The sequence below is a fragment of the Leisingera sp. SA32 genome (assembly GCF_056033425.1).
The window spans coordinates 81,858-92,595 of the sequence record NZ_JBVYHB010000018.1 but is presented as its reverse complement, the minus strand read 5'-3'; the positions used below and the strand labels follow the sequence as shown (position 1 = coordinate 92,595).

Genomic DNA, 10,738 nt, shown 5'->3' with positions numbered 1-10,738 from the left:
TGGTGTGCCCCCATCGGGTGGTCCAGTTTGAATGTTAGTGCATAGTCGGCCTTTGGTCTATCGGGACAATGCTCTTGGGCGCTGGCGGCCGGTATCCTAAGGCGCTGTGGGGCCTGACCGTATTGTAGTGACGCCGCCAGCGTTCGATCAGGATCTGGGCCTCGCGTAACGTGGTGAAGACCTCGCCGTTGAGCAGCTCATCCCGGAAACGGGCATTGAAGCTCTCGCAGTAGCCGTTCTCCCATGGTGAGCCGGGGGTGATGAATGCGGCTTTCGCACCGACGGCATCGATCCAGGCACGCACCTTCTTGGCAATAAATTCTGCACCATTATCCGACCTTATGTATTCCGGCGGGCCGCGTAGGATGAACAAATCCGTCAATGCGTCGACCACATCCGTTGAATTGAGCCTGCGTTTGACCCGGATCACCAGCGCCTCCTTCGTGAACTCATCGATGATATTCAGCGTGCGGAAGATCCGCCCGTCGTGGGTTCGGTCCTGAACAAAGTCATAGGACCAGACATGGTTCGGGCGCTCCGGCCGCAGCCGGACGCAGGAACCATCATTCAGCCAAAGTCGGCCTTTCTTGGGTTGCTTTTGCGGGACTTTAAGCCCCTCCTGCCGCCAGATCCGTTCAACGCGCTTGTGATTTACATGCCAGCCGCTGTTGTTCAGCAGCCCAGTGATCATGCGATATCCATAGCGGCCAAACTCTTCGGCCAACGCGGTGATGTCCTCGGTCAGCCGGGCTTCGTCCGGTAGACCACAGGGCACCTTGCGCTGCGTAGAGCGATGCTGACCTAATGTGCGGCAAACCCTGCGCTCCGATACGCTGAGGGTTTGCTGCACATGGTTGATGCACTGCCTGCGGCGGGAAGGGCTTAGAAGTTTCCCCGTGCGGCCTCGGCCAGGATCATCTTGTCCAGTGTCAGATCCGACACGGCTCGTCTGAGCCGGGTATTCTCAGCTTCCAGCTCTTTCAGCCGCTTGAGCTGATCGCGGCTCATGCCGCCATACTCCTTGCGCCATCGATAGTAGGTCTGAACCGTCACTCCGATCTGCCGCACGGCCTCCTGAACTGATTTGCCTTGCCCTTGCAGCACTTCAACTTGTCGCAGCTTCAGCACGATATCTTCGGGCTTCTCTCGCTTGCCGGCCATCTCGTCGTCCTCCTGAAAACGGGATAATTCTATCCCAAAAGGTGGACCACTTCAGTGGGGGCGTTCCACCTTGGCCTTTCTGTCCCGGAAAGATCATCCATGGCCGAGCGTATCCTCTTCGCCAAGCATGGTCAGATCGGGCGCAGTGTAGAGCTGGGCAAATTGATCCTTGCGGACGCCGTCACCCGTAAGCGTACGGAGCTTTCGCTCTTCCGAGCTGAGGCGGTCTTTCGAAAGAGCGACAAGTGCATCGGTATGACGCCCTTCCAGGATGCCGACTGGGAGACCGTCCAGCGGGAACTTCAGGCCATCGGGTGGGGGCAATGACCATGCTGTGGCCCACGCTGCCGTTCGATCCGCAGGAAACCCTGATTTCGTACGCCGACCGCTTGTCCATGTATCATACCGGTCGCGGTATGGAGCGACTTTTGCGGGACCATGGCATCCACCATGAGCACTTCGTCTCTGGCCGTCCTGAAGCCGTCGCTGGGTTCGCAGATGCTACCGGGCACGCCTTGATTGATGTCCAGCGCAATGCCATCCGGGTGTTCCAGCGTGGTGGCGAGTTCCGTGGCGAGGCCACGTCGAAGCCCTTCCTACTGCCGCAGACGCGGCGCTATTGCCCGGCTTGCCTGGATCAGGACGGTGGCCCGACAGATTGGCGCTTCCGCCTGATATGGGGTTTCCGCCACGTGCAGCGGTGTGACCTGCACGGGGTCTGGCTTGAGCCCACAGCCAATACCACCAAGACCTGCCTGCGCGTCGCCCTAAACGAAACGTCCTTGGCCGCACCGTCAGACATTATGTACGAAACGCCGACCTATCTCGATTGGCTGCACGGACGCCTGCAGGGAGGCGATACAACCGAGACACCTTGGCTGGCCGATCATACCCTCGAACAGGTTCTGGCCGCTTCGGAAATGATTGGTGGCGTTCTGCAGCATGGTCACAAGGTCAAGCTGACCATGCTGTCCCCGGCGGAAACCGAGGAAGCCACTGATATCGGCTTCTCGATCTACAGTGAAGGCCCTGAGGCCGTGGAAGAAGCACTAGATACCATCCGCCAGACCTCACCCGCGAATGCAGTGCAGGCAGGCCCCTTGGCCCATTATGGGAAGCTGTTCGACTGGCTGGACCGCCGATGCAATTCCATCAATCCCGGGCCGATCCGTGATCTGCTGCGCGATCACATCGTAAAGCATTCCGCCGTGGAGCCCGGTACCACGGTCCTGGGCGTGGAAATCGCCGAACGGCGATATCACACGCTCTACAGCCTGGCCTCCGCTGTCGGTATTGATCGCCCCCGTCTTTCGCGCCTCCTGAAAAAACTCGGCGAGATTCCCCCCGATGCGACCGAGGTCGAATCCGGGAACATGGTGTTCGATGCGGCCACCGCGGTCCCGATGGTGGAAGCGTTTGAAACCGCGATCCCGTTGAGGGATGTCCCGGACTATCTTGGGGCATCGAAGCGGCAGGTCGAAATCTTATATCGTGAAGGCATTGTTCTGCCCCTAGTGCCCAGGTCTGGGCGCGGCTCGGTTCGCAACGTTGTCTTTGGCCGGTCGCACCTCGATGAGATGTTGGAGGTGATCGCCCGCTTGCCGGAAATTGAGGTTTCGAGTGGAGGGAATTTCCATCCGATTTCCTATGCCAGTCAACGTGGGGCCGGTCGGTTCGAATACCTCTTCGCCGAAATTCTCGAAGGAAGGATCCAGGCATTCCGAAATCCAGATCGGACAGGAATCGGATCCATCGTCGTCGACGTCGGCTCCCTGGTCGCCGCGAAAACCGCCGCCTGAAAACGTATCGCAGATCTGGAGATCAAGCCCGCTTCGGCGGGCTTTTGTTTTTTAATTTCCTAGACTTCGCGCGATCTTACCCCCGGTTTTCGCGACATCTTTGCTCCGAGGTCGGAATGGGCGAAATTAAGCCATTGTAATCATGATGTTTTTCGAGCGGCACGGAGACAACTTTGCCCCGATCTACAGAGCGTGTAAATCGGGGCAAAGTTGTCTCGGAATTGGGGCAAGGATGTCGCGACGTCGAGTTCCAATCAACATGCAGGGAGCTCACTGGGCGCCCTGTCTACTTTTGGTGAGGCTGCGGCGGCAGTTGCAAATCGGGATGAAGTTGCGGCCGAATGAGCTAAAAGACCCGGCAGACGCAATTTTCTAAGGATACAAACCGAGCCAGAGGGTGCCCTTTGGGGTTCAAAACCTGAGCAATTCCCAGGCGCGAACATCAATCAGAGTTCAGGGTTTACGCCAAATTTTCCGCAAGGCATCCGGTAAAGCGGCTCAGCAACACCCATGCCTCGCCAGCATCGGCGCCCTCTCTTGTGACGGACTGCTCCTGATCGGCGGCAATAGCGCGACCGGTCTTGCTGTGAGTTCCATTGTTCAGCAACTCTAGGAGGCGGCGTCAAACTCCTGGGGCTAATTTAACACGTTGCTGCCATCCGTGCTTTGCGAAGCCTCCGCCGGTAGCAGGCGCAACAAATCCCGGCAGCCCCACATAGCTGTCGTCCAGAGAGACGTGGCAGCCTTGGCTGATGCTGGGGTCGGCACCTAGGGGACCGCGAAGCGCAGGGAGCGACCTTTTGAAAGCCGGAGCGTTCACCAAAGACCCAAGGGACGTGATCAGCCCGAAGCGGCCATAGACCGAAGACCCTGGGCCAATGATGCTGCGCGTGCGAAACTTCCGGGTCTCTTTCCCGAGAGCATGCGTAATTGGGCAGACCCTGAACTGAGGTCGAGCTCCCGATAGGATCACAATAGATCTGTGAACATGGGAGATTTCGAATGGAGTATTTCGCGGGCTTGGACGTTTCGCTGCGGTCCTGCGCGGTCTGTGTTGTCGATGGCAAAGGCACGGTTCTGCACGAACAAGAACTGCCTTGTGAGATTGAGGAGATCTCCGGCTATCTGACTGCGCTTCGTTTCCCGATTGAGCGTGTTGGCTTTGAAGCCGGTACGATGTGCCAGCATCTGTACTACGGCTTGATGGCTGAAGGGTTTGAAGTTGTCTGTATGGAAGCGCGTCAGGTGTCTGATCCCGCCCTCCATCGGCATGATCATCTATGGCGTGGTTTCGGGCACCTCGATCTCGCAGTTGTTTATTGCAGGCATCGTGCCGGGGCTGCTGATTGTGGTTCTGTTCTCGGCCTATTGCGTGGTCTACGCCTACCGTCATGACATTCCCGTGCTGCCGCGCGAGGGCTGGAAACAGCGCCTCACCGCCATGCGGCGGGCACTGTGGCCGATGGGCTTCCCGGCAATCATCGTGGGCGGAATTTATGGCGGTGTGTTCTCACCGACTGAGGCCGCCGCGATCTGCGTGTTTTATGCCGCGGTTCTGGAGGTGCTGATCTTCCGCTCGGTCCGCTTGCGCGACCTCTGGGATATTGCGCTCTCGACCGGAGCGATCACCTCGGTGGTGTTCATCCTGATCGCGGCTGGTGCGGCCTTCAGCTGGACCCTCAGCTTTGCTCAGGTGCCGCAGCAGATCATTGCTTCGCTGGGGCTGGATGAGGCCGGACCGCTGATGGTGCTTTTCGCGGTGAACCTCGCCTTCTTCCTCGGCTGCATGTTTGTCGACTCGATTGTGGTGATCCTGATCCTGGTGCCGATCTTTGCGCCGATGATCAAAGCTTCGGGTCTCGATCCGGTGCTGGTCGGCGTGCTGGTCACCCTGCAGGTCGCCATTGGCGCGGCGACCCCGCCGTTCGGCTGCAACCTGTTCACCGCTATCGCGGTGTTCCGCCGTCCCTTCGTCGAAGTCGTCCGGGGCGTGCCCCCCTTCCTGATTATCCTGCTAACCGTGACCGGCTTGCTGGTCGCCTTCCCCCAAATCGCCCTGTTCCTGCCGGAACTGGCCTATCGTTAAGAAAACGGAAAACCAACATGTCTGCACACGGCTATGAATCCGGCCGCCTGAACCTGCCCTTTGTCGGCATCGCCACCTTCGGCAAGAGACCCTATGTAGAAGATTGGGACAGCATCGACGCCGATGTAGCGGTCCTCGGCGCGCCCTTCGATTTCGGCTGCCAGTTCCGCTCCGGCGCGCGGTTCGGGCCGCGGGCGGTGCGCGAGGCGTCCACCCTGTTCAGCTTTGGCCATGCCGGCGCTTATGACCACGAGGATGACGCCACCTACCTGGGCGCGGATGTGCGGATTGTCGACCTGGGCGATGCCGACATCATCCACACCAAGACCGAGGAAAGCCACGCCAATATCGAATACGGCGTGAAGAAGATCTTGGACGCCGGTGCGCTGCCCGTCACCATCGGCGGCGACCATTCCATCAACATTCCCTGCATCAACGCCTATGCCGAAGACTGCGCGAAGAACGGCCCGATCCATGTGATCCAGATCGACGCACATCTGGACTTTGTCGACGAGCGCAAGGGCGTCACCGACGGGCACGGCAACCCGATGCGCCGCGCGATCGAGAAGGATTACGTCTCCGGCATGACCCAGCTGGGAATCCGAAACGTCTCCTCGACCGCCAAAGAAGGTTACATCGACGCCCGTGAGCGCGGCTCCGACATCCTGTCAGTGCGGCAGGTGCGCAAGCTGGGGACGGATGCGGTGCTGGCGCGCATCCCCGAGGGCGCGCGCTATTACGTCACCATCGATATCGACGCCTTCTGCCCCTCGATCGCACCCGGCACCGGCACTCCCAGCCACGGCGGTTTCCAGTATTACGACGTGCTGGAAATCCTGCAGGGGCTCAGCAGGCGCGGTGATGTGGTGGGCATCGACCTGGTCGAGGTCGCCCCGGCCTATGACCCGGCTGAGAGCACTCAGATCCTTGCCGCGCAACTGTTGCTGAATTTCATCGGCTTTATCTTCCACAACAAAAAGTAAGCCTCCGGCCGCCACGCCCGCAACTGCAGGCGCTGCACCAGTCTGACGCGCCTGTGACAACTGGCGCGTCAGGCATATTCTGGCCGGACGGTGACGAGGGCGCGGAGCTGCGCAGGAATAATATCCGGCAGCTCCACGCGATTTTCGCCGATCCGGCGCATTTCACCGCACCCGCACGGGCCGCCCGGGATGGGTGGCGCCTTCTCACGTACGCCTGCCAGCGAAGAGCTCGCCCTGTCCCAGCTCTCTTCTCTCGAATCATGGCTGGTGAACTCCGAGCGCGCCGCGATCCCAAACAGCGCGGCCTAAGCCGCCTGTTGGTCAACCAAGAAGATGCAATCGGCTGATACATCCAAGCGGAGTTCACCCCTAATCTCCGAGCAACCAGCCCGCCCAGGCGGTTTTTTCAGACCTGAGGGTAGGTTCTGGGCAGATCTTGTGGCCGTTTTAGCCGCATCTTGATCCCAAGCCGATGATTGTGATACTATAGACCATTGGAAATGAATGAGAAATATTGAAGGTTGGCGTCAACTTATTCCCCCCACACAACGATACGCGGCTTCGAGATCAGGCCCGCCAAACCGGATGATCCCGCGGCCGCGGCGCTGATCCGGCGGCATCTGGCACAGATGGCGGCGCAGTCGCCCAAAGACAGCTGTCACGCGCTGGACGCCAGCGGATTGGACGGCCCGGATGTGCGTCTTTTCCTGCTCTATCGCGACGCAGAGGCCGTGGCGATGGGCGCGCTGAAACGGCTGAACGCCGCCGCGCATGAGTTGAAGTCGATGCACACCGCCGCCGAGGCCCGTGGCAGCGGCGCCGGGCGGGCAATGCTGACCCACCTACTGCAACTGGCCCGCGCCGAGGGCGCCACCGACATCTATCTCGAGACCGGCTCTACCGCAGATTTCCTGCCCTCGCGCAGTCTTTACGGCTCAATGGGGTTTCGCGCATGCGAGGCTTTTGGCGACTATGCGCCCGATCCCTGGTCGGTCTTTATGCACCTGGACCTGCGCGGCGCGGCTTGACCCCTGCGGCGCGCATGTCATAACAGGCGCCAAGCGGTCCCTTAGCTCAACTGGATAGAGCAGCTGACTTCTAATCAGCAGGTTGAGGGTTCGAGTCCTTCAGGGATCGCCACTCTCCATCCAGCCGTTCGGACCTGTGCCAACCCCGCCCGCAGCAGGATGCGTCAGCCCGCGGGTTTGGCAGAGCTACAGGGCCCGGCAGGTTTGGCGTCGAGGTCGGTGCGGATTTCCCGAGCCGGAATGTCTTCAAGATCGCCGGGATAGAGATCCGCAAAACTGGTGGAGACCACAATGTCGCTCTGCTCGGTCTTGCAATAGGTTTCCAGCCGGGCCACCTCGTTCGCCGCAGGGCCGATGACGGTAAAATCGAGCCGCCGGTCGGTCCCGACATTGCCGTACATGAGCGTTCCCGCATGCAGCGCGACGCCGAATCTGATCTCGCTCTGCCCGTTCTGGCGCCGCGGGCGGTTTTCGCTGGAGGTGCGCGCATGGGCTTCCCGCGCCGCGCACATGGCCGCGCGGCACATGTCCTCTGCCGGCCTTTGGCTGTCTTCAAACGGGAAGATCGCCAGCACGGCGTCGCCGATGAACTTCAGCACCTCGCCTCCGTGATCCAGCACCGCCCCGGCCGTGCAATCGAAGTAGGTGTTGAGCAGCGACAGGTAGTCATCCATGCCAAGCGTTTCTGCAAGCCGGGTCGACTGGCGCAGATCGGACAGCCAGATCACGCAGTCGATCTTCCTGCCGCTGCCGCGTTCGATCAGCCCCTGCAGCACCCGCCGGCTCGAATGCGCACCGAGATAGGTCTGCAGCAGGGTGCCCGTCAGCATGTGGCGCGATTTGCTTTTGATGACCATGCTGAGCACGGTGGACAGATTGAACAGATGCGCGATCTCCCGGTCGTGAAAACCGCTGGTGCGGCGGGTCGCGAATGAGCCGAGCGCGCCCTCCATCCCCTGCGGCAGCCCGTTCCACAGGCTGAGGTCGCGGCGTCCGAAATCACGGTAGAACACCAGGTAATCGGTCACATTGGACGCGCGCAGCTGTTTCAGCAGAGGGTATTCACCCGGGTCAGCCGCCTGGCTGAGACGGAAGCGCTGGTATCTGATCCCGTGCAGCGCGGCCTGGAAAAAGGGCGAGTTTCTGAACTCCGCCGAATCGAACTTGCTGCGCGGCTGCACCGTTTCCGTGACCCGGTCGGACTGTGAGTCCCAGGCGGTGTCGATCGCACCGAACACAGGGTGCAGGAACAGCCCGCCGGTGCTGACGCGGTGAACGGGCACGCCTCCGGCCAGCAGCCGTCGGCCCAGCCCTCCGAGGATGTCGCGGAATGGGGCATCGCCAAGACCCTCTGCGATCAGCCAATCGGCGATCCCGTCGAACAGCTGAGAAGGGGCGCAGGCAGCCGGTGCTGGAACTTCCGCGGCACGGACCTGATCCGCCGTCGGTGCTGCGCCCGAAAAACCGTCAGCCGCGGCTCCAGCCGCGCTGGCGCGACCGTTCCCCGTCCGGATGTGTCTTTCCCCGGCCATCGGCGCTCCCCCCGCACCCATCCGGCAGTCGTGCTGCCTCGCTCTTTGGGCGGCCGCGGCGACTGTGCGCCGCGGCCTTCGCAGGCCAGCGTATCATTCAAAGGGTAATTTGTCGCCTCGTGTTCTCCCCCCGCGCTGAAGGCACCGCGGGCCGAGACGGTGCGGCGCCTGCGCAATGCGGCCTCGAGGCGGTGGCTGGGGGCAGGGAACAGCGCGGTCGGGCCGCCGCCTGCCGCCGCGGGATGAGCCGGACGGCAGGGCCAAGACGAGACAGGCGCAGGCTCAGGCGGCCTGGTTCACCACCTCTTTCAGACCGGTGTCGACGAGCGCGCCGTGCAGCACCTCAATCGCGCGGTCGGCGGCGTCGCGCGCCACCGCGAACTGGATGTCGACGTTGCGCGGGGTCTGATGGGCGGCGATCACCTCGATGCCTGCGCGCTCCAGCGCTTGCAGGCCGCGGCTGAAGGCGTGCAGCCCGGTCAGGTCGCGGCCGATGGCGGAAACGATCGCCATGCTGCGCACGCTGATGTCGGCCGAGGGGTAGGTCTTCTCCAGCTCCGCCACCACCCGGCGCACCGATTTCAGCGGCGCCTCCACGTAGTGGGTGATGGTGTTGGCGTTTGAAGTCTTGGACACGATCCGCACGTTGAAGCGGCGCAGCGCCTCCAGTGCGTTGGCGTCGTAGCCCTTGACGCCGACCATGTCCTGCTCGAACAGCTCCAGTGCCACCACGTTGAGGCCGGTGACGATCTCCACCGCGGGAGTATCTGCCGGGGCGTCATCGATCAGCGTGCCCGGATCATCCGGGTCAAAGGCATTGGTGACGCGCAGCGGAATATTCGCCTGGCGCAGTGTCTTGGCGGCGTTTGGGTGAATCGCCTCCATCCCCATGTTCGACAGCTGGTCGGCCACGTCATAGTTCGTGTGCCCCAACTTGCGCACCGCGCCCTCGCCCACCAGGCCGGGATCGGCCGAGGACAGGTGGAACTCCTTGTGGATGATCGCCTCCGTCGCGCCGGTGAAATCCGCCAGCGACGAGAAGGTGACCTCGGAATAGCCGCGGTCATATTCCTGCATCAGCCCCTCGCGGCACTGGGCATAGCCGGTGACGATGGGCAGCTCGCGGGTCAGATCGACGCCGTCCATGGCGCCGGCGATGCGTTCCTGCAGGGTGCAGTCGGTCTCGTCGCGCCAGCCGGACAGGTCGACAAAACGCGCGTTCACGCCCTTGCGCTGCAGCAGCAGCGTGGTGACGAAGGCGGAATGCGCCTCGCCCAAGCCGGACAGCAGTTCGCGCACGATCTGCATATGTGCCGACAGGCGGAAGTGCCCGTAGGAGCACAGGCGGCGCAGGTCGAACAGCACGCTGCGCGCGCCCTCGATGCGCTCGCGCACGAAATCCTCCGCCAGCGAGCGGTCGGCGGATTCGTCCAGCACTGCATCATGCGCTGCGCACATGGCGGTGGCGACGCGGGTCAGCGCATCCAGCCAGGAATGGTCGTTGTCGTCGTTATTGAACAGCGCAAAGACCCCGGGCTCGCCGGTTTTCTTGTGCTCGAGCAGCAGGTTGGTGATGCCGCCAAAGGCGGAGACGACGAAGATCCGGTGATACAGATCCTCCCCCTTGCGGTCGGCGATGATCAGCGTGTCGGTGAGTTCCGACAGGCGGCTCATCGAGGTGCCGCCGATCTTTTCAACAGTATGTTCAGGTAATGTCAAAGGATGTGTCCCCCGGGCCAGGCCCGGGGCCTCCATTCAGGTTTCGAGCAGCGCGTAGGAGCCGTCTTCCCGGTGAACTTCCTTGCCCGTGACCGGGGGGTTGAACACGCAGGCCATGACCAGCTGCTCTTCAGCGCGCAGGATGTGGCGGTCGTGCTCGTTCAGCGCATACATGACGCCGGGGGTGATCTCGTGGGTCTCCCCGGTGGCGAGATCGGTGATCGAGCCCTTGCCTTGCATGCAATAGACGCTCTCGAAGTGGTTCTTGTACTCGAAGGTGTGCTCCGAGCCGCTCTCCAGCGTGGTGATGTGGAAGGAGAAGCCCATTCCGTCATCGGCCAGCAGCATCCGCACCGAGGTCCACTGGGCGTCGGACACCACGCGGGACTTTTCGTTTTCCACGATCTTGTTGAAATCTCTGACGATCATC

8 protein-coding genes, 1 tRNA gene and 2 pseudogenes are annotated in these 10,738 nt (G+C 61.7%); 6 read left to right on the top strand and 5 right to left on the bottom strand.

Translation table 11 applies throughout. The features are described 5' to 3' along the window. Nucleotides 1-34 precede the first annotated feature (34 nt). Nucleotides 35-1,161, bottom strand: a protein-coding gene (locus AC0IPL_RS19430; protein ID WP_474275345.1) for an IS3 family transposase whose coding sequence is annotated in 2 segments (ribosomal slippage) — nt 35-897 and nt 897-1,161 — 1,128 coding nt in all. Because the reading frame shifts where the segments join, the coding sequence is not laid out codon by codon here. A 99-nt stretch (nt 1,162-1,260) separates the two neighbouring features. Here AC0IPL_RS19430 and AC0IPL_RS19425 point away from each other — a divergent pair. From AC0IPL_RS19425 to speB, 4 genes and pseudogenes are all read left to right on the top strand, one after another. Further along, the gene (locus AC0IPL_RS19425; protein WP_474276754.1) at nt 1,261-1,488 is read left to right on the top strand and encodes a hypothetical protein; all 228 of its coding nucleotides are present in this window, start codon (nt 1,261-1,263) and stop codon (nt 1,486-1,488) included. Beyond that, a complete protein-coding gene (locus AC0IPL_RS19420; protein WP_474276753.1) occupies nt 1,485-2,960 on the top strand; it encodes a TniQ family protein in 1,476 nt (491 codons plus the stop codon). The genes AC0IPL_RS19425 and AC0IPL_RS19420 overlap by 4 nt, the downstream gene beginning before the upstream one ends. Before the next feature lie 1,249 nt (nt 2,961-4,209). Beyond that, nucleotides 4,210-5,046, top strand: a pseudogene (locus AC0IPL_RS19415) (TRAP transporter large permease); the annotation flags it as partial. Between the two features lie 17 nt (nt 5,047-5,063). Next, nucleotides 5,064-6,029, top strand: a complete 966-nt coding sequence (speB, locus tag AC0IPL_RS19410; protein WP_474276752.1) for an agmatinase — start codon at nt 5,064-5,066, stop codon at nt 6,027-6,029. A 74-nt stretch (nt 6,030-6,103) separates the two neighbouring features. On the opposite strand, the pseudogene AC0IPL_RS19405 reads toward speB, so the two are convergent. Continuing rightward, nucleotides 6,104-6,208, bottom strand: a pseudogene (locus AC0IPL_RS19405) (IS66 family transposase zinc-finger binding domain-containing protein); the annotation flags it as partial. 342 nt (nt 6,209-6,550) lie between these two features. Between AC0IPL_RS19405 and AC0IPL_RS19400 the strand changes: the two are divergent. Next, nucleotides 6,551-7,057 carry a GNAT family N-acetyltransferase gene (locus AC0IPL_RS19400; protein WP_474276751.1) on the top strand — a complete coding sequence of 169 codons (507 nt, stop codon included), beginning with the start codon at nt 6,551-6,553 and terminating at the stop codon, nt 7,055-7,057. Between the two features lie 35 nt (nt 7,058-7,092). Beyond that, a tRNA-Arg gene (locus tag AC0IPL_RS19395) sits at nt 7,093-7,169 on the top strand. A 52-nt stretch (nt 7,170-7,221) separates the two neighbouring features. Here the strand turns inward: AC0IPL_RS19395 and AC0IPL_RS19390 are convergent. The 3 genes from AC0IPL_RS19390 to AC0IPL_RS19380 form a co-directional block, all read right to left on the bottom strand. Further along, complete coding sequence (locus AC0IPL_RS19390) at nt 7,222-8,589, bottom strand: adenylate/guanylate cyclase domain-containing protein (protein WP_474276750.1); 1,368 nt, start codon at nt 8,587-8,589, stop codon at nt 7,222-7,224. Nucleotides 8,590-8,871: 282 nt separating this feature from the next. Beyond that, entirely contained in the window at nt 8,872-10,344 is a 1,473-nt protein-coding gene (locus tag AC0IPL_RS19385) for an aspartate kinase (protein ID WP_474276749.1), read from the bottom strand. Then, a complete protein-coding gene (locus AC0IPL_RS19380; RefSeq protein ID WP_222456469.1) occupies nt 10,345-10,737 on the bottom strand; it encodes an ectoine synthase in 393 nt (130 codons plus the stop codon). Nucleotide 10,738: the final 1 nt, after the last annotated feature.

Excerpts from the sequence above, each read along its gene's own strand:
- AC0IPL_RS19425 (WP_474276754.1), top strand. The coding sequence starts at position 1,261 with ATGGCCGAGCGTATCCTCTTCGCCAAGCATGGTCAGATCGGGCGCAGT.
- AC0IPL_RS19420 (WP_474276753.1), top strand. The coding sequence starts at position 1,485 with ATGACCATGCTGTGGCCCACGCTGCCGTTCGATCCGCAGGAAACCCTG.
- speB (WP_474276752.1), top strand. The coding sequence starts at position 5,064 with ATGTCTGCACACGGCTATGAATCCGGCCGCCTGAACCTGCCCTTTGTC.
- AC0IPL_RS19390 (WP_474276750.1), bottom strand. The coding sequence starts at position 8,589 with ATGGCCGGGGAAAGACACATCCGGACGGGGAACGGTCGCGCCAGCGCG.
- AC0IPL_RS19385 (WP_474276749.1), bottom strand. The coding sequence starts at position 10,344 with ATGGAGGCCCCGGGCCTGGCCCGGGGGACACATCCTTTGACATTACCT.
- AC0IPL_RS19380 (WP_222456469.1), bottom strand. The coding sequence starts at position 10,737 with ATGATCGTCAGAGATTTCAACAAGATCGTGGAAAACGAAAAGTCCCGC.